This is a genomic window from Cellvibrio fibrivorans, assembly GCF_031457055.1.
Lineage (GTDB): Bacteria > Pseudomonadota > Gammaproteobacteria > Pseudomonadales > Cellvibrionaceae > Cellvibrio > Cellvibrio fibrivorans.
This window is the reverse complement of record NZ_JAVDVX010000004.1, coordinates 381391-406671: the sequence shown is the minus strand read 5'-3', so window position 1 is coordinate 406671 and position 25281 is coordinate 381391. Positions and strand designations below refer to the sequence as shown.

Below are 25281 nucleotides of genomic sequence, written 5' to 3'. Positions count from 1 at the left end.
ATCAATAGCCAAGGCAGGGTTTTGACATGCGTATCTCCAAAAAAGTTAAGGCTGTATTTAATACAGCAGTAGTTCCCGTTTTATTATCAGTTTTTGCTCCATTTAATGTTGCTTCGGCAAATTCATCTTTTGTTGCATTTGAAAGCGGACAGGTACGGCCATTGGCTATGTCTGCTGATAAGTCCCTCGTTTTCGCAGTGAATACTCCAGACAATCGTTTGGAAATTTTGCGTGTAGAGGATGATCGCTTGACTCTACTTCATTCGGTTCCTGTAGGTATGGAGCCGGTCGCTGTGGCTGTGCGCAACAAGAAAGAGGTTTGGGTAGTAAATCATCTATCCGACAGTATCAGTATTGTGAGCCTTGATGATCATAGTCCGCGTGTAGTAAAAACCTTATTGGTTGGCGATGAACCGCGCGATTTGGTCTTTGCCGGGAAAAATAAAAGCCGTGCGTTTATCACCACCGCACACAGAGGACAAAACTCTCCGATTGATCCGCAGTTGAAAACGGCCGGTATTGGTCGTGCAGACGTTTGGGTATTTGATGTTAATGACACGGGTAACGGTATTGGCGGTAAGCCACTGACTATTTTAAATTTGTTCGGTGATACACCGCGTGCTCTTGCTGTTAATAAAGATGGCTCACGTGTTTATGCCGCGGTATTTAATTCGGGCAACCAGACGACGGTGCTGCAAGGCGATCTTCCCAATGGTGGGTTGGCAAAACCTTCACCTCACATGACTACCGCGGGTGAGCCAGCGGTGCCAACAGGCTTAATCGTAAAATTTAACGGTCAAGATTGGCTTGATGCAGGCAATCCATTAACGGGGGAGGCTCCAAAAAAATGGAATGATCGCGTGCGTTTTTCGCTGCCTGATAACGATGTGTTTGTTATTGATGCGAATGTAAAAATACCTGAAAAAATTACTGAGTATAAAGGTGTTGGTACAACATTATTTAATATGGTTGTAAATCCTAAAAGTAATAACCTTTATATTTCCAACACCGATGCACGTAATCATATTCGCTTTGAAGGTCCAGGCACGAATTCAACAACAGTGCGCGGTAATTTTGTGCAAAGCAGAATTACTGTCATTGAGGATGGTGTCGTGAAACCTCGATATTTGAATAAGCATATTAAATCCTATGATAAAGATATAGGCACCGATGCCGAGCGTGCTTTAAGTATCGCCACTCCGCTTGAAATGGTGATATCAGATAGCGGCAAAACATTGTATGTGGCAGGGTTTGGCTCACAAAAAATTGGTGTTTATAAAACTAACGCATTGGATCGGGATTCATTTACTCCTAGTGCAGATGCCCAAATCCAATTGAGCGGTGGAGGGCCTAGCGGTTTGGTTCTGGATGACGCTAATAATCGTCTATTTGTGATGACCCGTTTTGATAATTCGGTGACGATGATTAACACCAAAAATCAACGCGAAGTTGCCAAATTAGCCCTGTTTAATCCCGAGCCTGATTCCATTGTTAACGGCAGGGCATTTTTGTACGACGCCAATCTAACGTCCAGTCGCGGCGATTCATCCTGTGCTGGGTGCCACATTTTTGGTGATATGGACCATCTTGCTTGGGATCTTGGCAATCCGGATAGTTTTACTAAAAGTAACCCGGCACGTTATGTTCCACTATTTGAAATGTTTCCCGAATTTACCAAACCTTTTTTCAATCCGATGAAAGGGCCTATGACCACCCAAAGTCTACGTGGTATGGCGGGCAACGGACCTATGCATTGGCGGGGTGATCGCACCGGCGAAACCCGAGACGCTGATGAGTCTATTGAAGAGCAATCCTACGAGGATTTTAATGTAGCGTTTACCGGCTTGTTGGGTAGGGCAGAGCCATTAACCGATGAGCAGATGCAGAAATTTACCGACTTTTCTTTACAGTTAACTTATCCACCAAGCCCCATTCGCCGTCTCGATAATGCTTTAACAGCATCTCAATCCGCTGGTGAAAATACCTTCTTTAATTTTTTAAGTACGGGCCCGGGGTTGATGAGCTGTAATGACTGCCATACCGTCGATTACGCTAGCGGAAAATTTGGTTCATCAAGTTTAATGGCAGTGGAAGGTGATGGTTTGGCAGAAAATTTCAAGACACCACATTTACGTAATCTTTATCAAAAGGTGGGTATGTTTGGCAGTACTGGCAACCCGCAAGATGGCTACGAACATACTGGCGAACAAATTCGCGGTTTTGGTTATCAGGGTGATGGAACTATTGATACCGTAAGTCAATTTCTTACACTCGAATTTAATTTATTTCAATTCGAGACACCTGAAGATCGCGAAAATGTTGTTGATTACGTCTTGGGAATGGTGGGTGAGATGGCTCCGATTGTTGGTCAGCAATTAACGCTTGACCACAAAAATTATATGCGTCCAGCTAGCCGCGAAAGGCTGGAGTTATTGATGGCGCGTGCTTTTGTAAAAACCCCGCGTCCGGAATGTGATTTGATTGTGAAAGGTCATGTTTTCGGTAAATCATTTGCGGCAGTTATGAATGATGATGGTAATTTTATTGCTGACAAAGCACGGGCTAAACCAATAAATGCGAGTGCTATCTATCAACTGGCTGCAATTCGTGGCAATACCTTAACCTTTACCTGTGCACCACCAGGTACGGGTTTACGGATGGGGATTGATCGCGATGAGGATGGTGTGCTGGATGGTGATGAGTGGAAGACTAACTAACTAAACTTAAATCGTGATCAAACAATGCCAGCTGTAACAGCAGCTGGCATTGTTAAGAGTTTATCATTCAATGATGCTGTTAAGCCGTCGCCTCGCTGCGCGGCCAAGTCGGTTTCGCGCTATACCAAAATTCCGGTTTTAACCCAATCAAACGATAAATCCCTTGCGGTAAATCCAGTTTCACATTGTCGATATTGCGCGTTACCTGTGCGTGGCTAATCGCACCTTGCACATACTGTTGCATCAGGCGCGCAATCTGTTCTATATCCTTTTCCTGTGCCCCATTTAAATAATTGCCATTCAACAAACTGCGCACTAAAGCCTGATTATATTTAGCGCCGCGCTCAGTCATCAGTTGCAGTGTTTCGGTGATGCGTGTTTCACCGCAGCCAATTTGCATTCCTGCACTAAACAACGCGCAGCCGGGTACATTATCTTTGTCTTCACCCACTTTGTTGATGTAAATAAATTGGATCCAATTTTCCAATTGTTCGAGAGGGGTGTTGATCGGCGAGAGTATGCAATCCAGATCCTGGCGGATGTGATCCCAGTGGTGGGACGTCGCTTCGCAAAACAATTCTGCCTTGGATTCAAAGTGGTGATAGAAGCTGCCTTTGGTGACGCCCGCTTGCTTGCAGATTTCGTTAACGCCCACGGAATTGTAATTGCTGTTCCAGATCAGGTTCAGCGCGGTTTCCAGTAGCAGTGTGCGGGTATCAGTGGGGCTCATGACGCGGGTTCTCGTACAAAGGTTATGGTTATTATGATACCGGCCGGTATGTTTTTCAATCGGCGATTTGCCGGTTTGTACCTGTATTAGGTGCAAAATACCCAATAGTGCAAAAACCTGCAACCTGCAAAACCTATTGATTTTGCGGGGTTTTATAGCTTTTAAGGCCAGCCTCAAAATGCTTTTGCGAAAAGACCGTAAAAATTTCTGTTGACCTACATACCAACCGGTATGTATGATTTTCACAAATGCCGATTTAGACCCCTCCAAGGAGTTTCAAATAGTCATTTATTTGCTAACGAATACCAGGAGATTCCCATGAATAGCGCCAATCCATCTGCTTTTCCCCACAAGGCTTACCAATACACCGCTGCAGCCATACTGGCAGGTATTGTGGGTTTTTATTATGTGTCAGGTGTTGATGCTGCAACACCTGCTGCCGTACCGCCCGCCCCGGCGGTGGATGTAGTGGTACTGGAGCCACAAGAGATCCGCACCTGGGCCAGTTTTTCCGGACGTTTGGCACCGGTTGAGAGTGCAGCCATCAAACCGCTGGTGAGCGGTACCATCCAGCAAGTACTGTTTACGGAAGGCCAGCAAGTGAAAAAAGGCCAGCCGTTGTTTGTGATTGACCCACGCCCGCACCAGGCGTCTGTGCAACGCGCCCAGGCGCAGTTGGCGACCGCGCAATCCCGCGCAAAGCTAGCGCAAGATGAATTGAATCGCGCGCAGCAATTGATCGCTGCCAAACTGGTGTCGCAAAGTATTTATGATTCCGCGTTGAGTACCCATCAAGTTGCGCAAGCTGATGTAAAACAAGCGGAAGCGGCACTGAGCCAAGCAAAACTTGATTTGGAATATGCACATATCAGTGCGCCGATTAGCGGCCGTGTTGGTCGTGCAGAGTTAACGACTGGCAACGTAGTGGAGGCGGGTGCAAATGCACCACTGCTGACACAAATAGTTGCTAACGACAAACTCTATGCGGAATTTAATGTGGATGAAGCCACTTACATCCAGTTCGTGCGCAACACCAAAAATACGCAAGATATGCCAGTGGAATTAATTCTCGCGAGCGACAGTAGTGTGACCTACAACGGCAATATTTCTGCTTTCGATAACCGCTTGGATACCAATAGCGGCACCATCCGTGCCCGCGCCATTTTTGATAACAAGGACGGTGCTTTGACGGCGGGAATGTTTGCCAATGTGCGTTTGGGTTCGGCGGAAAAAATCCAGGCGCTGTTAGTTCCCGAGCGTGCAATTGGTACCAACCAAAGCAAAAAATTTGTGTTGGTTGTCGATGAAAAAAATACCGCGACCTATCACGAGATTACCCTGGGTGAACATTACCAAGGGCAGCGTGTGATACTGGCGGGCGTCAATGCCGGCGATAAAATTATCGTCAATGGTTTGTCTCATGTGCGACCGAATAGCACGGTCAACCCCAGTGTAACCCAAGCGATTAGTGCAACAGCGGTTGCATCCAATCACTAAGTACACCTCCGTATACCCCGGTACAGTTCGGTACCTCAACCGATAGTGTTTGTATAACGAGTATTGCTGGTGCCATGCACCAGCAGTCTCCAAACACGTCTGTTACTTTTGATCTAGTGCTTATTTTTATTTCTACTTTTTTGCAGCCATGCAAGCAGGCTTATCATGAACATATCCAAATTTTTTGTGGATCGTCCCATTTTTGCCGGCGTAATTTCGCTACTGATTTTTATCGCCGGTTTACTCGCAATGTTTCAATTGCCCATCTCGGAATATCCGGATGTGTCACCGCCTTCGGTAGTGGTCAATGCGTCATACCCTGGCGCCAACCCGAAAGTGATTGCAGAGACTGTTGCAACACCGTTGGAAGAGCAATTGGCCGGCACGGAAAATATGCTGTACATGTTTTCGCAAGCGACCACCGATGGCCGTTTAACGCTGACAGTCACCTTTAAAATCGGTACGGATGTCGATCTTGCACAACAAATGGTGCAAAACCGTGTATCGCAAGCGCTGCCGCGGTTGCCTGATGTCACCCGTCAACGCGGCGTGACTGTGGTAAAAAGTTCACCTGATTTAACCATGGTGGTGCATTTGATTTCGCCGGACAAAAGTTACGACGAACTTTATTTGCGCAACTATGCCTTGATGAATATTAAAGATGAGCTTGCCAAAGTTGCCGGTGTCGGCCAGGTGCGTTTATTTGGCTCGGGCGATTACGCGATGCGCATCTGGTTGAATCCGGAAAAAATTGCCGAGAAAAATCTCACTGCCAATGATGTAGTCAATGCAATCCGCGAGCAAAACGTGCAAGTGGCTGCGGGAATGATTGGTGGTGCACCTGTAACGGATTTGGTTGATGTGCAATTGCCAATTAATGCCAAAGGCCGTTTGGATAATCCGGAGGAATTTTCCGAAATTATTATTCGCGCAGGTTCCACCGGTGAAATTACCCGTTTAAAAGATGTGGCGCGTGTGGAGATGGGTCCATCGGAATACAGTTTGAATGCGATGCTCGATAGTCGCCCTGCAGTGGCTATCCCTATTTTCCAATCACCCGGTGCCAATGCGATCCAGATTTCCGATGCAGTGCGTTCTACCATGGCGGAATTGTCTGAGCGTTTTCCCCAGGGTGTTGAATATGAAGTGGTGTACGATCCGACGATTTTCGTAAAGAGTTCGATCAAAGCCGTAATTATAACCCTGCTTGAAGCCTTGGCGTTGGTCGTTGTGGTCGTAGTGTTGTTTTTGCAAACCTGGCGCGCGTCAATTATTCCCTTGCTCGCTGTTCCGGTATCGATCATTGGTACTTTCTCGCTGATGTGGGCATTTGGATTCTCCATTAATACCTTGTCATTATTTGGTTTGGTATTGGCGATTGGTATTGTGGTGGATGATGCGATTGTTGTAGTGGAAAACGTTGAGCGTAATATTGAAGAAGGTTTAACGCCGCTTGCTGCAACTTATAAAGCCATGCAAGAAGTCAGTGGGCCGATTATTGCGATATCACTGACGCTGGTGGCGGTGTTTGTTCCCATTGCATTTGTGAGCGGCTTGACTGGTCAATTCTATCAGCAGTTTGCGTTGACGATTGCAATATCAACGGTGATATCCGCAATCAACTCATTGACCTTAAGCCCTGCTCTGGCCGCACTCTTACTAAAAAGTCACGACGCACCGAAAGACCGTTTAACGCGCATTATGGATAAGTTGTTCGGCCGCTTTTTTGCCTGGTTCAATCGTAGCTTCAATCGTGCATCCGGTAATTATTCTGGCAAAGTGGGTAAATTATTGGGTCGCAAAACTTTGGCGATTGGCGTTTACGCCTTGCTGCTCGGCATTACCGCGGTAGGTTTCAATATTATCCCCAAAGGGTTTGTTCCCGCGCAGGATAAACAATACTTGATTGCCTTTGCACAACTACCTGATGGTGCAACCTTGTCTCGTACTGAGCAGGTTATCCGCGAAATGGGTGAAATCGGTTTGGCAGAAGCCGGTGTTGAAAGTGCAGTGCAATTTCCTGGCTTAAGCATCAATGGTTTCACTAACAGCTCAAGCGCCGGTATTGTGTTCTTAACCTTAAAACCGTTTGAAGAGCGCAAAGGCAAAGAATTGTCTGCAGCGGCTATTTCACAAAAACTGCAAATGAAATTTGCCGGTGTTGAGGAAGCCTTTATTGCGGTGTTCCCACCACCACCCGTACGCGGTTTGGGCACTACTGGTGGATTTAAATTGCAGATCGAAGATCGCGCTGGTTTGGGTTATGAAAAATTAGCGGAAGTGGTTGCGCAGGTGCAACAAAAAGCCATGCAGCGCCCTGAGTTGGCGAGTGTATTTTCCAACTACAAAATTAATGTGCCGCAATTGTATGCCGATGTGGACCGCACCAAAGCCAAACAACTTGGCCTGAATGTAAAAGAAATTTTTGACACCATGCAAATCTATTTGGGTTCGCTTTATGTCAATGATTTCAACCAATTCGGCCGCACCTATCAAGTTATCGCCCAGGCAGATGCAGAATATCGCAACACGCCAGCAGACGCGCTTAACTTAAAAGTGCGCAATGCACAGGGCGATATGGTGCCGCTGGGTTCAGTACTGACTATGGAAGAAAGTTACGGTCCAGAAAGTGCGGCTCACTACAACGGTTATCTTGCGGCAGATATTAACGGCAATGCAGCTCCCGGCTATTCCAGCGGCCAAGCGCAGGATGCGATCGATGAAATTTTGGATGAAGTGTTGCCCTCAGGCATTGTGTATGAATGGACGGATTTGACTTATCAGGAAGTGCTTGCAGGCAACACCGCGATTTATATTTTGCCGCTGTGTTTGTTATTGGTGTTTTTAGTGCTCGCTGCGCAGTATGAAAGTTTGGCGTTGCCAATGGTAGTGGTATCAATTGTGCCACTTTCTATTTTGGCTGCACTCTTTGGTGTATGGATTACCAATGGCGACAACAATATCTTCACGCAAATCAGTTTGTTTGTGCTGGCAGGGCTCGCGAGTAAAAATGCGATCCTGATTGTTGAATTCGCGCGCGAATTGGAAATGCGTGGCATGGCAACTTATCAAGCAGCGATTACTGCCAGTCGTATGCGTTTGCGTCCGATCTTGATGACATCCTTCGCGTTCATTATGGGTGTATTGCCGATGGTGTTCTCCACGGGTGCAGGCTCGGAAATGCGCAGCGTTATGGGGATTGCGGTTTTCTCCGGCATGCTGGGTGTGACTTTCTTTGGTTTGTTCTTCACGCCTATGTTCTATGTATTGCTGCGCAAATTGGAAGGCAAGCGCAATTACTTAGTTAACAACGGGGCCGTTGCAGAAAAAGTAGCTGCAGAAAAATTAGAGAACCAATTGCATTCAAATGAGCCGCATTCACATCAATCAGCTCTTGATCACAAAGAGGTGCAAGTATGAAACAGCAACAATTAATCAAACTGTTTAGCCTGGCATTGTTGCCCTTGGTTATCAGTGCTTGTAGCGGATTTAAATCGGTAGAAGATTCGCGCGCGCTGGCCAATGTGCCAGCTGCACCGGCGGCATTTGAATTGCAACAGGGCATGGATCAGCAACAACCGGTGGCGGCCTGGTGGTCGCAATTAAATGATGAACAACTCAATCAATTAATTACAGATTCATTGCAGCAAAACCATTCCGTGCGTATCGCACAGGCATCGCTCGCAGAATCGCGCGCGCTCTTACACAATAGCAAATTGGATCGCTACCCTACTGTGGAAGCCGGTGCGAGTGGTACGCGGCAGAAACAAAGTGCTGATGTGGTGGGTGATGTTGACTCGCGTATCAGTGAATCTTATCAAGCCGGTTTTGATGCAAGTTGGGAATTGGATTTTTTTGGCCGGGTGCGCAACGGGGTGAAATTATCCAAGGCACAACTCGCTGCGCGCGAAGCTGATTTACAAGCTGCACAAGTGAGTATTGCTGCGGAAGTGGCTAGTGCCTACATTAGTTTGCGCGGCAACCAATATTTGTTGGATGTCGCACTGCGCAATGTACTTAACCAGCAGGAAACCTTGCAGCTCACCCAGCGTTTTCTTGAAGTAGGGCGGGGCGACCAATTGGATGTAGCGCGCGCTGAATCGCAGTTGGAATTAACGCGCTCCAGTATTCCCACATTGCATGCGCAAGTGAATGTTGCCTTGAATCGCATCGGTGTATTAACCGGTAAACCCACCGCGGAATTAAAAACTGCGTTGACGCAGGTGAAATCCCTGCCGGAAATTCCCGCTTCTTTTGCAGTGGGCAATCCGGCGGATTTATTAAAGCGTCGCCCTGATGTTCGCCGTGCAGAGCAAGCCCTCGCCGGTGCAGTAGCGGAATATAATATCCGCGTTGCCGATATGTATCCCAGTGTCACTTTCTCTGGGGGTTTGGGATACCTATCAACGGATTGGACTCGCCTTGGCAATAGCGGTACCGATACCTTTTCATTTTCACCGCGTATCCAATGGGCAGCGTTTAATCTCGGACGGGTAGATGCACAAATCGACGCGGCTGACGCACGCACACAAGCGCGCATTGCCGAGTTTGAACAGCAAGTGCTGGTCGCTTTGGAAGAAGCCGACAATGCCCTACAAAATTTTTCGCGCGAAGAAGAGCGGCGCATTGATTTGCAGCGCGCATTGAATGCGAGTAATCAGGCAGCGTTTTTTGCGCGCAAGCGTTTTGAAGTGGGCAGTAGCGATTTTTTAACCGTGTTGGATGCCGAGCGTTCGCAATTGAATGTGAGTGCGCAATTGGCGCAGAGCGATATGCAAGTGTTGTTGAATTTGGTTGCTGTGTATAAATCCCTCGGCGGTGGTTGGGAGTTTGCACAAGAATCTGTTGCCAACCGTCAGTAGAAATCATTGTTTTCGGAAACCCTTTTGCCTGCCGGTGCCCCCTTTGCATCGGCGGGCTTTTTTATATGTATGTTTTTTTTTGCAGCGCCGAAACAATATGGCTTGAAAATTTCACTGCAAGCGACCATCTTAAGGCCATTGTTTATTGATAATTTGGAATCAATATGAGCGTTACCCAAATCAGTTGCCCCCACTGCTTTGCCACTAATCGCCTGCCGGGCGAGCGCTTGGCCGATAATCCCACCTGCGGCAAATGCAAACGTCCACTGTTTGTAGGCAAGCCGCTGGAGTTAAACCCCGGCAATGTCGCCAACACGATTGAGAAAAATGATATTCCGGTATTGGTGGATTGCTGGGCGCCCTGGTGCGGCCCTTGTCAAAGTTTCGCCCCCGTATTTGAACAATTAGCGGCGCAATCCGAACCATACTTGCGCTGCGCCAAACTCAATACCGAAGCGGTTCCGTCCATCGCTCAGAGTTGGGGGATTCGCAGTATTCCGACGTTGATTTTATTTAAAGGGGGTAAGGAAGTGCAGCGCGTTTCTGGTGCTATGCCTATGCAGCAATTGAAGGCTTGGTTGGTGCAGGCGGGTGCGTTTAATTGATTTAACAAAGCGGGGATTCTGCAATAGAAACAGCTGAAGTTCTGCTAAATGCGGGTTGTTTATTCTGGTTGGTCGTCATCCTCGCGAACGCGGGGATCTATAGGTTGTGTGTCTTTCGCGAAAATGGACTCCCGCGTTCGCGGGAGTGACGATAGGAAAATAAAAAGTTACCAATAACGTGGCAGTTGTTTTTTGATTTCAATATAGCCGGGGCATTGCTCGATATATTCGCCAATCAATAATTGTTTCATAATTCGGCTAACCATTTCGCGCGATGAGCCGACCATATTGGCGATATCCTGATGCGTCACTTTCGGGTTGTGGATGCGCTTATTGTCATCGCTGAGTTTTTCCAGCGCGTTGCTTACGCGGCCGTACACATCCAGCAGTGCCATGTCTTTTACGCTGTCAGTTAAATCGCGCACGCGGCGGGTAAGTTCCGTTATCAATACCATCGCAAATACCGGATGTTTATTTAACAGCTCCAGTACACCCGCGCGTGGCACCAATACCATTTCACAATCGGTCACAGTCACCACAGACGCCGAGCGCGGTTGGCCATCCAGCAGCGACAACTCACCAAAATATTCACCCTCTTGCATGTAATTCAGGTTCACCTGGCGGCCATCTTCATTGGTCAGAAATGCGCTCGCGGTTCCCTTGCGAATAATATACAAATGCGACGATTCATCGCCTTCGGTGACCAGCACCGTGTTTTTCGGGAAGCGGCGCGGAATACTGAGTTTTTCCAATTGTTGGAGATATTCGGGTGGCACATCGGCAAAGAGGCGTACGTTCTCTAACATGGCGGTGGCTTCTGTTGTTATGGATGTTGGCGTGATGCTCATCATAACTCTTGAGGTGTGACAGGGCTAATGTTGGCGCCAAAATTTGCATAATTTTGTGCGTTTTTTCACTGCGTGGAATCTCTTTTGCTGATTTGTTGTTATTGTCACTAAAACACACAATAATCGCCGCCACTTATGCCCTATTTTGAGCGGCAAGGATTATCATTTTTTCACCACCAAACGCTATCGCACGGAGAGCCGACTGCATCATGGTCGCCGAACACAATCAACATTGTGAACAGACACTTATGTTCACCGACATAGTCGGCTACTCGCGCCTTATGGGGCGCAATGAGGCTATGGCGATAGAAATGTTGGGCGACTACCGCAAAATTCTGCTTTCCCATATTGAGCAACAAAACGGACAGTTGGTTGAATTTATCGGCGATGCGATTTTCGCGCGCTTTGATTCCGCCGCCAGTGCAACTGCAGCCGCCATCGCCATCCAGCAACACCTGCAAGCGTTTAATGAAGTGCGCGATAAAAAATTACCGCCACTACAAACGCGCATCGGCCTGCACAAAGGCGAAGTTATGCTCCGCGATGGTGCAGTCTTTGGCGATAGCGTAAATATTGCTGCGCGCCTTGAACCTCTCGCCGTAGCCGATGGCATTTGTATATCGCAAACCGTGTACGACGAAATCCGCTTCACTCTCTCATCACCTGCAAAACGTTTGGGTGTGCAAGCGTTAAAAAATATCGAACAAAAAATTCGCGTCTACTTAATCAAACCCTCCGGTATCGGCTGGCGCGATCACCTGTTCTATTTCCTGCGCGGCCTCAATAAAAAAATCGTCGCCTACCGCTACCCATTAACGGTGTGTTTACTCGCTTTCATCGTCGCCGGTTTTTATTTTATCCCCCGCTGGTTAGTTCCGGGCTACGCGGCCAATTATGTAGAAATCGCCGATTTCCAAAATCTGATGAATGAAAAAGGCGATGCCGATTATTTCTCCGCTGGTATAACCGAAGCTGTGCGCTCCCAATTAGCGGATATGCGCGATGTGTATATCGTGGATGCAAAAGAAGGTATTCATGCACCTATCCGATTGGAAGGTAGCGTGCAGCGTTTGGGCGATAATTTACGCATCGCCTACCGCTTATTCCGTCGCAAAGATAATGTGCAAATTGCTGGCGGAAAGTTGGATGGTACTTATCAAGATATTTTTATTTTGCAAGATAGGTTGGTGGGGGAGATTGCGCGGTATTTAGCGGATGAATTTGAGTTGCAGAATTTTCGGCCTGCGCCGTTGAGGTTGACAGGGGATGTTACGGCTTATGATTATTATTTGAGGGGGTTGGATTTTTTAGGTAAGCCTTTATCAAATGAAAATGTAGATGCAGCAATTCAAAATTTCAATCAATCATTGATTTATGATGATACTTTTTCTTCGGCAAATTTTGGTTTATGTGAGGCTTATCGATTAAAAAATGAGATTGTCAAGTACACAGGTTTTAGTCAAGATGCAGAGAAGTTTTGTTTAAAAGCTCTTGAGCAAGGAGGTGATTTTTCAGCAATTTATGCATCTCTAGGTGCTTTATATAGGGATTCTGGTAGATATGATAAGGCAATAGAATATTTGCAGGGTGCGTTGCAGAAAGAGCCGGATAATTTAGCGGCAATAATAGCCTTGGCTGGCACGTATGCTTTAATTCAAGACAATTCTACAGCTGAAAGTCTATATGTTTCTGCAAAAAAAAATGCTCCAAAAAATTGGATTGTTTATCAGGAATATGGCTATTTTTTGATTCGTAATGGTCGATACGAGGATGCACTTGAGAATTATAATAAGGTAATTAAGTTAACTTCAGACAATGTTAGAACGCTCAACAATATTGGTGCTGCTTACTTGTACATGGGGAATTTTGATAAGTCTGCCGCCGCTTTTGAGCGGGCGCTTGAACTAGAGCCCAGTGATGTTGCTTATTCTAATTTGGGGGTTATGTATTACTATTTGGGTGATTTTGAGCGTGCTGTGAATTTATATAAAAATGCGCTAAGGTTAAGTCCTGATAATATCGAATACTTGAGTAATATTGCTGATGGATATTTTTTTATGGAGGGTGGAAGTGGGTTGTCTGATGAGTATTTCATAAAAACAAGAGTGGCTGCAGAAAAAAATATTATTGCTAATTCTGCCGATATTTTACCTTATCTATATATAGCTTTATCTTATATTCATTTTGAGGATTTTGAGAAAGCAAAAGAAATGCTAAATCGCGCTGAAAAAATTTCCCCTGATTACGTTTTTTTATCTTATGTATGGTTGAGGCTTTCTGTTTTAGAGAGAAATGATGAAAATATTATATTTTTTTATAAAAAGGCTGTTGAAAGTGGGTATTCAAATAAAACGATACTTTCAGATCCTTATTTTTCTATACTAAAAAGTGATAAGTTTTTAGCGTTTTCAAAAAAGTGATTTTTTATTAATTAAATAGGAGATTTTTGTATGCGTAATTTTTATGGTTTTGTAGTTGTGTTAAGTTTTCTGCTCTTGAATGGGTGCAGTAATTTTGATTCTAAAGTAGGTGAGTTAGCTGCACTGCCGGGAACTGATACCGTATTGGTTGGGTTATATTTGGATAAAAATTCTTACCCTCAATCTACTGTTGAAACGGTAAAGGTTTTTCCTGGACAAAAAATAATTTTTGCGGGTCCTAATGAGTTCGATATTTTGTTTAAGGATGGAAAAAGTCCAATTAGGGAGCTTCAACTTAAATCATCTAAAGGGGTGGTCACTGTTGAAATTCCAAAAGATATTTTTGAACGAGAACAGCGTGCAACTAAAAAATCAGTTTCTATAGAAAGACTTCTATATCGTTATGGTATTCGAGTGGACGGAAAAGTCACAGATCCAAATATTGTGGTTGTTCGGCGCTAGATTCTTTTGGCGGTTTGATGGCGTTATTATTTTTAATCTACTAATAAGGAGTTTTTATGAAAGTACAAAAATTAACGTTAGTTGTTAAAAGTGATATTAAAGTTGGCCTTACCATCCATGTTATGCCCCGTTAGAGCTACTTTTATTTCATGCAAGAACATCTCTTTTATGAAGATGCAATTTCGACGTTTTCGGTCAATTACAAATCCATTAACAAGGAGTTTTTATGAAGGCACCAAAAGTAACATTAGTTGTTAAAAGTGATATTAAGGCTGGTCCTCCAATGATTGTAAAAAGGGAGCACTAACGAAAATGTTCATAAAAAACCAGCGCCTGGCCCCGCTGATTTTTTTAGGGTGTCAATTCAGCTTCTTGCGCCCTCACTTTCTAAATGGGTTGCAGGTGTAATAATCCATCCATCGATTCATTAATAAGGAGTTTTAATGAAAGTACAAAAAGTAATGTTAGTTGTTAAAAGTAATGTTAGATCCGGTCCTCCACTGATCATTAGAAGGGGCGATTTGTAGTCTTTAGAAAAACCGGCGGCTAACCTCGCTGGTTTTTGTTTTCGGGTCTTAATGCAGCTTTTTGTGCCAACCGCTAGTAAATTAGATATCTCTTATGTTTGCTATTCATTTAATCTTGTCGCATCAGTGATTGACATTCAATTGATGTCGCCTTAGCGTAATGGCGCACCTAACTTTAGATAAGTTGAAGGTGCTATTAGTCAATCCATCGGTCCATTAACAAGGAGTTTTTATGAAAGCACAAAAAATAACATTGGTTGTTAAAAGCCATATCAAATCTGGTCCTGAAATTAAAGTACGCCCTCGCTAGTTTTGCCATTGTTTTAATCGAGTAATTAATTGGTCCTTAACAAGGAGTTTATATGAAAGCACAAAAAGTAACGTTAGTTATTAAAAGTGATATTAAATCCGGTCCGCCTATTATTGTAAAAAGAGATCATTGATAGAAATTAATGTTGGTAAGTTATTAAAAGTGATATTAAATCCGGCTCTGGAGTTATAGCAATGTCTCGTTAATTTTGTCATTACTCTAATTGGGTGGTTAATTAATCTTTAACAAGGAATTTTTATGAAAGCACAAAAAGTAACGTTAGTTGTTAAAAGTGATGTTAAATCTGGTCCTCCTTTGATCATCAGAAGAGAAGGTTTGTAGTCTTTAGAAAAACCAGCGGCTAACCCGCTGGTTTTCTTTTTCTGTACTTGGATGTGCGACCTAATATGGCAATTAACTTCTCCGATACCCTCGCCTCAATCAACGCTGACCTTAATCGCCGCACTATTGTTTTTGCAGCCGTGCTCGGTGTTTTATTGTTGTTGTGGTTTGGTTGGTTATTTTTGGTTCCGCTGAGTATTACCAAGCAAGCAACCGGTAGCTTTGATACCGGACAACCGGCTATTGCAATTACCACTTCAGTTAATGGGCGCATTGAACAGATTCAATTAGCTGCGGGCGATTTTGTTAATGAGGGTGATTCGCTTCTCGTCATTAATACTGACGATGAACAAAAGCAAATCATCACATTACAAAAATCCCTGAATGAGCAGAAGACTGCCTTGGCAGCGATGGCCAATACCCACACCAGCGAATTACAAGCATTGACGATTCTGCGCAACTCTCTTGCAATCAAAATAGAATCCGCTCGCGCGCAACTGGCTAATGCCCAGACCCAATACGACCAACAAAAAACCATGGTGGAATTGTTGCAAGGCGCGACCAGCGCTGTTTCAAAAATTGAAATTCAAAAAGAACAATTACAGCTGCAACAAATTCATGAGCATTTATTAGTAACCCGCCAGTTGGTAAAAACTACGCAAACAGAAAGCGATCAAGCAGCTGAACAGGAAAGTTTATTGCGTGCGCATTTTGCGCAAGACATTGCCCATCAGCAAAGCCGGATTGCTGCGTTAGAAGCGCAATTAACCGGACAGCAACAAGCGGCAGAGCATAAAATTTTACGTGCACCCAAAGCAGCGCGTGTGGCTGAGGTTATGCCTTTGCAGCAAGGGCAATGGATTGCGGCAGGTACAACTCTGGCGACGCTGGTGCCAGAGGGAGAATTGCGTGTGGTTGCACAATTTTCTCCGATAGATGCCCAAGGCTATTTGCAAGTGGGGCAAACCGCAAAAGTACAGGTGGATAGTTTCCCCTGGTTGCAATATGGCGCGCTCAATGCACAGGTGTTGCAGGTGAATGAAGCCGAACGCGATGGCACTATTCGTGTGCTCCTGGGGTTAGCGGGTAATAACCATTTGGCGATTCAACAGGGCATGACCGCAAAGATTATTGTGAATGTCGCCGCTGCTACGCCGTGGGAATTGTTATTGCAAAGCCTTGGTCGCAGCCAATCACAACAATAAATAAAAAGGATTTTCACAATGAAAACTGCATGGTTGGCGCCCGAGGTAATGCAAGTCTCGCAAATGGATTGCGGCCCCAGTTGTTTAAAAAGTGTATTGGAAGGTTGCGGAATTCCGGTTCACTTCGGGCGCTTGCGCGAGGCCTGCCAAACCGATGTGGATGGTACCTCGGTTAATACCATTGAAGAGTTGGCCTGTGAGTTAGGGTTGGACGCCCAACAAGTATTGGTGCCGCTCAATCAATTTGAATTGCCGGAAGCGGCAGTTGCGCCCTCTATTTTAATTACCAGCTTACCCAATGGCTTAACCCATTTTATTGTGCTCTGGCGCAGCTGGGGGCCTTGGGTGCAGATTATGGACCCATCATCTGGCCGCCACTGGATCAGTTGGAAGAAATTAAAAGAGCGCGTCTATCTTCATCGCATGTCCCTCGACAAAACAATGTGGTTGGGCTGGGCAATGAGTGAGGATTTTTTGCAGGCGAGTCAACGCCGTTTGCAGAAGCTGGGTATTAGCGGTGCAGATGCACAATCCTTAATTCAAAGTCTTACTCTGCATCCCGATGCTACTGCAGAAGATGAAAATAACCATTGGCTAACCATTGCCAGTTTTGATGCAACGCTCACCTGGGCTGAAGCTTTGTACCAATGCAAGGCATTGAATAAGGGTGCTGAACTACTGACTTTCTTGCAGCGGCAATATACACGTGCATTGCAATCATCCGAACCCTGGGTTGATGTTGTACCCCGTCAATATTGGTGGGCGATTCAGGATAAAAAAGAAGATAGTTCCTTGCGTGTTGAAGCGGCAGTCCTGGTGCGTATTCAGGGAGTACATACCGCACAAGCGAATGCAGAATCAGATTTGCCATTGTCGCTAGATCCGCGCGTTAAAGAGTCTGAGCCGAATCCATGGCAAGTGTTGCGCGATATGTTGTTGCCTGAACAGAAAAAATGGTTTTTGTGGTTGCTGCCTATTATTGGTTTAGCGGCAGCGACGGTCACTACTCAGGCGCTGCTATTCCAGGGGCTGCTGGGTGCAAGCGATCTTCTTGGCCAACAAACATTTAATACCTTTATCCCTTTAGTGTTTTTATTTATTGTGCTCAGCACACTCATTGAATTTCCCATTGCGGCGATCAGCTTGTCCCTCGGGCGACAACTTGAACACCAATTCCGTATCGCCCTGTTTGAAAAAATCCCCAAGATTCACGACCCCTATTTTCGTACACGGTTATTGACCGATATGGCGCGGCGCAGCCACCGGCTTTATCGATTGCGCAATTTGCCGGTATTTTTTGTGTCCATCCTGCAACAGATTGCCTTGGTATTGTTTACCTTGCTGGGAATTTTCTGGCTGGATACAACGGCAGGTGTAGTGGCTTCAGGCTTGGTAATGATTATGTTGTTGTGCAGCGGTTTGCTACAAAAAGTGCTGCAAGAATTTGCCAGCCGTGCAGACATTCAATCGGGTTTGCTGGGTATGTTTTATTTTGATTCGCTCAGGGGTTTGCGTGTTATTCGCAGCCATGCCGCACAACAGACATTTGAGGCAGAAACAGAAATACAGTTGCGCCGTTGGGGCGAGACCAATTATCAAAGGCAAAGCCAGCAATCACTTGCCTTGCTGGCAATGGATCTGGTTTCGCTCTTGTGTATCGCCGGGCTGATGTTTTCAAAAGCTGTTTCCGCCGATGCAATCGCCCCTAGCTTATTATGGTTTTACTGGTTATTGCGTTTACCATTTATGGTTAAACACCTCAGCAGTTTGTTACTGCAAATTCCTGATTATCGTTTGGTGTTGTCATTGTTTGTGGAGTTATTGCAAGCCACCGAAGTGGAAGGTCTATCTGCAAAAGCCCAATCAGGTAACAGTGTTTTATCTACGCAAGAAAACACAGCAACTGGCGTGGCGATTGACTTGGTTGATGTCGCGTTGAATGTATCGGGCCATAGTGTTTTGCAGCCAATCAATTTGACGATTGCTGCAGGCGAGCATATTGCCATTGTGGGTGAATCCGGTGCGGGCAAATCCAGTTTGTGTGAATTGCTATTGGGTTGGCATTCACCTTCAAGCGGTGAGTTATTGGTAGATGGCAAGGGATTGGATGCACAAGCACTGCATCAATTGCGCGCGCAAACGGCCTGGGTGGATGCCAATGTGCAATTGTGGGACAGAAGCCTGCTGGACAATATTAATTATGATCACGGCAAAGGTAAGTTGAGCGAGTCAGGGCTTGGCAAAGTATTGGCAGGTTTGGCGCAGGGTTTACAAACGCCATTAGGTGAAGACGGTAAGCGCCTTTCCGGTGGAGAGGGGCAGCGTGTGCGTATTGCTCGTGCATTAGGTGTGGACGCTGCGCGTTTGGTTATTTTAGATGAGCCCTGTCGTGGTTTGGATCGCGCGGCGCGCGAACAATTACTCCAGCAACTGCGCAGCCAGCATGCCGGAGCAACGTTAATTTGCGTCACCCACGATATTAGCGAAGCGATTAAATTTCCGCGTGTATTGGTGATGAGCGGCGGGCAATTAATCGAGCAGGGTAAACCACAAGAGTTATTGGCAAGCACCGGTAGTGCGCTCAGCCATTTACGTGAGTGTGAGCAGCAAGTGCTGAACACGCTTTTGCATGAACAGGGCTGGCAATCATTGCGCATGCAAAATGGGCATTTGCATTACGGTGGGCTAGAGGCATCGGCATCGCTGCAACAGGCTACACCAGCGAGTGAGGTAGCCCATGTTTGATCAATGTATTTGGCCTGAATCCCTGCGTTTACAGGCGGTTAATCGTTTGGTGCAGGGGTTGGATCGTCCTGTTTCCGCAGCAGTCGCGCCAGTCAATAACGAACAAATCAGTATTGTGCATTACGCGGAGGCGGTAGGTATTGAGGCCTTGCCAATCAAAACCAACTACCGCGACTTACCGCAAACCCTGGCAGGTTTTTGCCCTGGCATTATTCAAGTACATCATCAGGATCAAGCGGGTTATTTGTTGGTAGCGCAGCGCAAAGGCCGCCAACTGAAACTATTAATGCCCGATGGGAATAGTCACTGGTGTGACCAAACGGCAGTGGTGGAATTTATTTATCAGGATCGCGGCTACGCGGCTGACCCCACCAATGTGCAGGTGCTTGATGAGTTGGGTTTACGCGGCAATCGTCTGCAAAAGGCGCGGGCCCTATTACTGCATCAACAATTTGCACAACAACCGATTGAGGCCATGTGGTTTTTGCGCGCACCTTGCGCAGCCGACCTGAAAACGGCAATTGGCCGTGAACGATTAGGCAGGTTCGCCACCGGTTTTATGCTGGCTCATATAGCCGGGCGCATTGCGTTACTCGGTGGTGTGAGTCTACTAGGCTATGCAATTGCACAAAGTTTATGGACGCCCAGTATTGTGCTCAGTTGGCTGTTGGCCATGTTGAGTTACTGGGCATTCAATGCGTTAGGGCAAATGTGTCAGGTGCATCTGGATGTTCGCCTCGGCCTGATAATTAAACGGCAATTGCAAGCAAGCGCACTGCGTCTGTCGCCCGAAGCACAAGCAACCAAAGGCCCCGCCAAATTACTCGGGCAAGCAATGGAGGCAGACGGGCTGCAACACAATGCGTTGCCCGGCGCCTTTGCCGCACTCAATGCGATTATCGATATTGCGATTGGGCTGACCATTGCCATAGTGATTCAACAATGGGCACTGGTGTTATTCATTATTATTTTTTTAATGGCCAATAGTGTGTTGACGGTGAAATTCGCGCGCGCTTATCGCGAGTGGACCAAACAGCGCAAACAACTGAGCCAGCTAACGATTGAGCACATCCAGGGCAATCGCACGCGGTTGATGCAATCATCGCCACAGCGACGACACAAAATAGAAGAGCATCTTCTGCAGGCCTATTGGTCTACATCATTGCAATTTGGTCAATGGGCATTGCGCCTACAAACGCTGGTTCCGGGATTATGGTTAATCAGTGCCAGCGGAATTTTGTGCATTGCGATATTTTTATCGTTGTTATCCATGATGCAGTTAGTGGCATTGCTCGGCGCGATATTATTGGTTTGGCAGGCATGGCATGTGTTTGCCGACAGCGCACAGCAACTCGTGCGCACCTGGAGTGCATGGCAGGATGTCCAGGATCTTTTGCAGCCCGAGAAAAACACTGCCGTTCAAGCCCATGCACTCAGTGATATTCCTGCAAGCAATTCGAGTTCTGTACTGAACGTAAATCAAATCAGTTTTGGTTACAGCAACACACAGCCAACGCTTCACAACCTGAGCCTGCATTTACAGCAGGGGCAGCAGTATTTATTGCAGGGTGAGTCGGGCAGCGGTAAATCTACGTTGCTTGCGCTGCTCGCCGGGCAGGCCAGTCCGCAACAAGGCTGGTTACTCTGCAACGACCGTGATCTGCCCAGTATGGGGTACCGGCATTGGCGCAAAACCATTTGCTGGGTTCCGCAATATCACGACAATTATATGTTCAGCGCCACACTGCTGTTTAATTTACTGCTAGGTAGAAGCTGGCCACCAACGCAACAAGATGTAGACGATGCCGAAATGGCCTGTGAAAAATTAGGCCTCACCCCCTTACTGAAAAAAATGCCCGCCGGTATTTTGCAATCGGTCGGCGAGATGGGTTGGCAATTATCCCAAGGCGAGCGCAGCCGCGTTTTTTTAGCGCGGGCGTTATTACAAAACCCGGATTTTTTATTGTTGGATGAAAGCCTCGGCGCGCTGGATTCGGCGACGAGTTTGCAAATTCTGGGTAATTTAAAAAATGAGCCTTCGGCAACCTTGTTATGTATGCATCCTTAGCTGCTGGTTGACAAATAGGCACTGCAAGAATAGCGTAGGCTCGTACTCAAATTGACCAATCGTCATTGAATACAAAATTATCCATCCATCAAATCGATTTAATTTAAGGGAATTTTATGAAGGCTAAAGCAGTGAGTAAGTCTGTGGTAAAAAATCAGAAACCAGTTTTAGCTGTGAAGAGTGATATTAAGGCTGGGCCTCCAATGGTTATTAGGCCCCGTTAGTTGATGACGATTCATTGATAGTTGTAATAAGGAGATGTTATGAACACGAAAGAGTCAAAAGCGACGAGTTCTTCGCTGGTTGTTAAAAGTAACGTTAGATCAGGGCCGCCTATGGTTGTTCATCCAAGGTAGTCTAGTTGTAATTTCTATTTAATAAGGAGTTTTTATGAAAGCTAAATTCGTAAGTAAGCCTGAGGTAAAAAATAAATCAATTTTGGTCACTAGGAGTGATGTGAAGGCTGGGCCTCCATTGGTAGTAAAACGACACGATTAATCTTACCAAGAAGTAAATTTCTATTGATCAACAAGGGGATTTTTATGAAAGCTAAATTAGACGTTAAAAGTAAATTAAATCAGAAGCAGACAGCGTTGACTATTAAGAGCAATGTCAAAGCTGGTCCACCTTTAATTGTTAGAAGAAAAGATTGATTTTTTTAAAACCAGCGGCTAACCCCGCTGGTTTTTTCTTTCCGTCCCACCGCATCCCCCCAACCGTGAATAAATCACAAATCCCCCCTGTATTAGCTCACAGATCCCCCCATCAAAATCCAGTAACTTAACCACTGTAGCAGGGCGTCAGCAAGGATAAGCGAGCGGGACGAGGAGTTTCGCAAGCCAGGGATAAGACTGCGCTCAGTGGCACGAGCTTAGGGTTGCAAGGATGCGCTATAGGCATAATGCCTCCCCCAATTGCTTTAAGCCCCGTGTCACCGCGTTACGCCATTTATGGCATGGCGCCCGGCTACTGTTGAATCGCTTCACCTTTGTAACAAGGACCACAACCAGCGTTTACGCAAAGTGCAAAAACACGTTTGCGCGATCTGAAAAAAGGAGTTACGCGAATGCTCAACCACTCACTCATGTTCCTCGCGTTAATTTCTTTTTCCATAGTATCCAGTGCTGCGGCGATCCCTATGGATGCGGATCTGGCAGCAGTCGATGCTACCCCCAACGCGGTTTTGCACAAGGACTATGTGATTCTGCAAGGAGGAGATGTCGACAAGGATGTCGCTGAAGCTCTCGCTGATGTTGATGTGGACGCAGCACCTGCTAAATCCGACTTGCCCGCCGTTAGCGATTGGTTTGCCGTGCGGGATGATGAAGGTGGTTTGCAGTCTCTGGCGCTGCTGATGCTACTCATTGGATTGGGTGTGTTTTTTCTCTCGCGTAAATCTTCCTCGACTAAATAATCAGGCGTCCCCCTTAATTTCGCACAAGCCCTGCCGCGTTGCGGTGGGGCTTTTGTTTTTTCCGCATTTTTCGCATGTGAATTTTTCACAAATGCCCCGGTGTTTTGTCACGGTGATGTCGCCATTGGTGCAGCACAATAGCCTTATCCAGTGACAGGGACTGAACTGTACCGGATGGACTAATCACTTTTTCTCAGGAAGGATCTTATTATGAAAACTGCAAATAATTCCTCTATTCAACACGCCCTTGTTAAACCTCTCACCCGCGCTGTGCTCATCGCTATAGCGGCTACAGCTGGCGTCAGTTATGCCGATGACGACAGAAAAACCGAAACTACCAAGCCTGATGCCGTAGTGCGTATCGACCCAACGTTGGAGCGTTTGGCTGCGCAGCAAACTACCTTGCCGGTAGTGATTGTGTTCGGTGAGCAGCCGCAGCGCAAAATCGCCCGTGAATTAAATGCAAAATATGAAGGTGAAATTGATGCCCTCGCTGCGCGTGTGCGCGGTATTTACGACAAATATCTGCCTAAAGATACAATTGAAGGCCAGGACAAAGAAGCTGAACAAAGTAAATTGTTGAGCCAGTACGTAACCGATGCAGATAAAAAAGAAATCCGCGCGCTGAATGAATCCCGTGAAAAATTAATGCGCGAATTGCGCCAGCAAATTGGTCGCCAATCAGGTGGGGCGGTTGCAGAAGTGCAAAAGGTCTATGTAGATCGCATCAAAAGTCTCGGTGCAAGAATCCATGAAAATTACGCGACTATCAATGCAATTAGCGCAGAAATTCCGGTCGCTGCATTAAAAGAAATTGCCGCACTCAATGGCGTCGCAGAAATTGTGTATAACAATCCTGGCAAGGCCGAGTTGAGCAATCAGGTGCAATCATTGGGTGCCGATACCTGGTGGGCATCGGGTTTTGATGGCGGTGTGTGGGATGTGGGCGTGCTGGATTCCGGCGTGTTAGATACCCACGATGCACTTAAAAGCCATACTTTTTACGAAAACTATGCCACCAACGGCAATCACGGGACGGGCGTTGCTTGTATGTATGCCAGCACTAACGCAACCCACAAAGGTCTCGCCTTTGGCTTGAACGCGATATTAGTCGATAACGCAGGTGATGATGCCACCACTATGGCGGGCGCCGATTGGATGTTGCGCACGGCGGGCGATGATCCGGAAGTCATCAACTATTCCTGGGGTAACGGCAATGCCACGGGGAATGATTGGCATCCGCTCTCACGCTTTGTTGATGGCGTGGTATTTGACTACGCTACTACCTGGGCGAAATCAGCCGGTAATCAGGGCGTTGGCACTAACACCATGACCGTGCCGGGCAATAATTACAACGGCCTCACCGTCGCCAATATGTTCGACAACAACACAGTTAGCCGTAGCGACGACGTGATCTGGTTTGAAAGCAGCCGTGGCCCAACCGTCGATGGCCGCAAAAAGCCCGACCTTGCAGCGCCCGGTGAGCAGACCATGACCTGCAACAGCTCAGGTGGTTACTCCAACCTTGGTGGCACCAGCTCGGCGGCACCTAAAGTCGGTGCAGCATCTTTATTGTTGATGGATGGCGGTAACTGGGACCCACGCGCAATCAAAGCAGTGTTGATCAATACGGCGGATTCCTGGGAAGACAACAACACCGATACCGCTGCCGATGACACGGCTAAAACCGGCAAGGAGTGGAACAAAACCTACGGTTGGGGCTATCTGGATTTGTGGCACGCCCACTTCCATCGCAACGATTATTTCTCCAGCAGTGTAAAACCCAAAAACCAAACTGGCAGCTACAAGCTTTACAAAGGCCATATGTTTAATGGCGATAAAGCAACGCTGGTGTGGGAGCGCGATGTGGATTACAACAATGCCGCAACACCAACCACTTACCGCAACTTGTCGGACCTGGACTTAAAACTCTATGCCGAAACGACTAACGTGCAGTTGGATTCTGACACCACCGTGAAGGACAATGTGCATCAAGTCGCGGCGAGTGCAAGCCAGAAAGCGGTTGTAAAAGTTTACGCCTACAGCTCATCGTTTGATGGTGCCAGCAGCGAGCCATACACCTTAGCGACCGAAGAGAATTTTGCGCTTGCCAGCGGCCCTGCTTTCACCAATACGATTACTGCACCCGCGAGTGTGATTCGCAATTTTAATTTCACTTACTCGGTTGCAGTAAAAAATACCGGTGATCTGGATGCGCACAATGTCAACGTAAAAATCAATTTGCCCGCAGGCTTTACGCTGGTATCCGGTGCGGTAACCCAAAACACCGGCACTATCGCGGATGGTGCAACCAAAACGGTGAGCTGGACAGTGAAGGCTCCCAATCTGGTGACTACGGCTAGTATCGGCGTGACCACTACCAGTATTTCCTACGGTGAAACCTTTACTGCTTCGGCAGCGAAATCGATCAGCGTAAAAAATCTGGTGCTGACCTTGCCGTAAGTATTAATGTGTACCTGGGTTGTTACTGGAAAATAAAAACGCCCACCCTGTAATAGGGTGGGCGTT

The 25281-nt window shown here is 46.5% G+C and carries 14 protein-coding genes; 12 read left to right on the top strand and 2 right to left on the bottom strand.

The window, feature by feature from the left end; all coding sequences use genetic code 11:
• Positions 1-26: 26 nt before the first annotated feature.
• Positions 27-2717, top strand: coding sequence for a YncE family protein (locus tag J2X05_RS13005; protein ID WP_310073104.1), 2691 nt, complete (start codon positions 27-29; stop codon positions 2715-2717).
• Between the two features lie 79 nt (positions 2718-2796).
• Here J2X05_RS13005 and J2X05_RS13000 read toward each other — a convergent pair whose 3' ends face one another.
• Positions 2797-3447 (bottom strand): TetR/AcrR family transcriptional regulator, encoded by a 651-nt coding sequence (locus J2X05_RS13000; protein WP_310073102.1) that lies wholly within the window; start codon positions 3445-3447, stop codon positions 2797-2799.
• A 318-nt stretch (positions 3448-3765) separates the two neighbouring features.
• Between J2X05_RS13000 and J2X05_RS12995 the strand changes: the two genes are divergently transcribed.
• The 4 genes from J2X05_RS12995 to trxC all read left to right on the top strand — a co-directional run bounded on the left by J2X05_RS12995 (position 3766) and on the right by trxC (position 10411).
• Positions 3766-4944, top strand: coding sequence for an efflux RND transporter periplasmic adaptor subunit (locus J2X05_RS12995; RefSeq protein ID WP_310073099.1), 1179 nt, complete (start codon positions 3766-3768; stop codon positions 4942-4944).
• A gap of 165 nt (positions 4945-5109) precedes the next feature.
• On the top strand, positions 5110-8364 hold the full coding sequence (locus tag J2X05_RS12990) for an efflux RND transporter permease subunit (protein WP_310073097.1): 3255 nt from the start codon (positions 5110-5112) through the stop codon (positions 8362-8364).
• The gene (locus tag J2X05_RS12985; protein ID WP_310073095.1) at positions 8361-9806 is read left to right on the top strand and encodes an efflux transporter outer membrane subunit; all 1446 of its coding nucleotides are present in this window, start codon (positions 8361-8363) and stop codon (positions 9804-9806) included. Before J2X05_RS12990 ends, J2X05_RS12985 begins: the two co-directional genes overlap by 4 nt.
• A gap of 164 nt (positions 9807-9970) precedes the next feature.
• Entirely contained in the window at positions 9971-10411 is a 441-nt protein-coding gene (gene trxC / locus J2X05_RS12980) for a thioredoxin TrxC (RefSeq protein WP_310073093.1), read from the top strand.
• 167 nt (positions 10412-10578) lie between these two features.
• Here trxC and J2X05_RS12975 read toward each other — a convergent pair whose 3' ends face one another.
• On the bottom strand, positions 10579-11217 hold the full coding sequence (locus J2X05_RS12975; RefSeq protein ID WP_310073091.1) for a Crp/Fnr family transcriptional regulator: 639 nt from the start codon (positions 11215-11217) through the stop codon (positions 10579-10581).
• 251 nt (positions 11218-11468) lie between these two features.
• Between J2X05_RS12975 and J2X05_RS12970 the strand changes: the two genes are divergently transcribed.
• The 7 genes from J2X05_RS12970 (at position 11469) to J2X05_RS12940 (ending at position 25215) form a co-directional block, all read left to right on the top strand.
• Positions 11469-13679 carry a tetratricopeptide repeat protein gene (locus J2X05_RS12970; protein WP_310073089.1) on the top strand — a complete coding sequence of 737 codons (2211 nt, stop codon included), beginning with the start codon at positions 11469-11471 and terminating at the stop codon, positions 13677-13679.
• 30 nt (positions 13680-13709) lie between these two features.
• Positions 13710-14141 (top strand): hypothetical protein, encoded by a 432-nt coding sequence (locus tag J2X05_RS12965; RefSeq protein ID WP_310073087.1) that lies wholly within the window; start codon positions 13710-13712, stop codon positions 14139-14141.
• 1244 nt (positions 14142-15385) lie between these two features.
• On the top strand, positions 15386-16525 hold the full coding sequence (locus tag J2X05_RS12960; protein WP_310073085.1) for an HlyD family secretion protein: 1140 nt from the start codon (positions 15386-15388) through the stop codon (positions 16523-16525).
• 18 nt (positions 16526-16543) lie between these two features.
• Positions 16544-19270 carry an ATP-binding cassette domain-containing protein gene (locus tag J2X05_RS12955; protein ID WP_310073083.1) on the top strand — a complete coding sequence of 909 codons (2727 nt, stop codon included), beginning with the start codon at positions 16544-16546 and terminating at the stop codon, positions 19268-19270.
• Complete coding sequence (locus tag J2X05_RS12950) at positions 19263-21338, top strand: ATP-binding cassette domain-containing protein (protein ID WP_310073081.1); 2076 nt, start codon at positions 19263-19265, stop codon at positions 21336-21338. Before J2X05_RS12955 ends, J2X05_RS12950 begins: the two co-directional genes overlap by 8 nt.
• A gap of 1066 nt (positions 21339-22404) precedes the next feature.
• Positions 22405-22752, top strand: coding sequence for a hypothetical protein (locus J2X05_RS12945; protein WP_310073079.1), 348 nt, complete (start codon positions 22405-22407; stop codon positions 22750-22752).
• 210 nt (positions 22753-22962) lie between these two features.
• A complete protein-coding gene (locus J2X05_RS12940) occupies positions 22963-25215 on the top strand; it encodes a S8 family serine peptidase (RefSeq protein ID WP_310073077.1) in 2253 nt (750 codons plus the stop codon).
• Positions 25216-25281 lie beyond the last annotated feature (66 nt).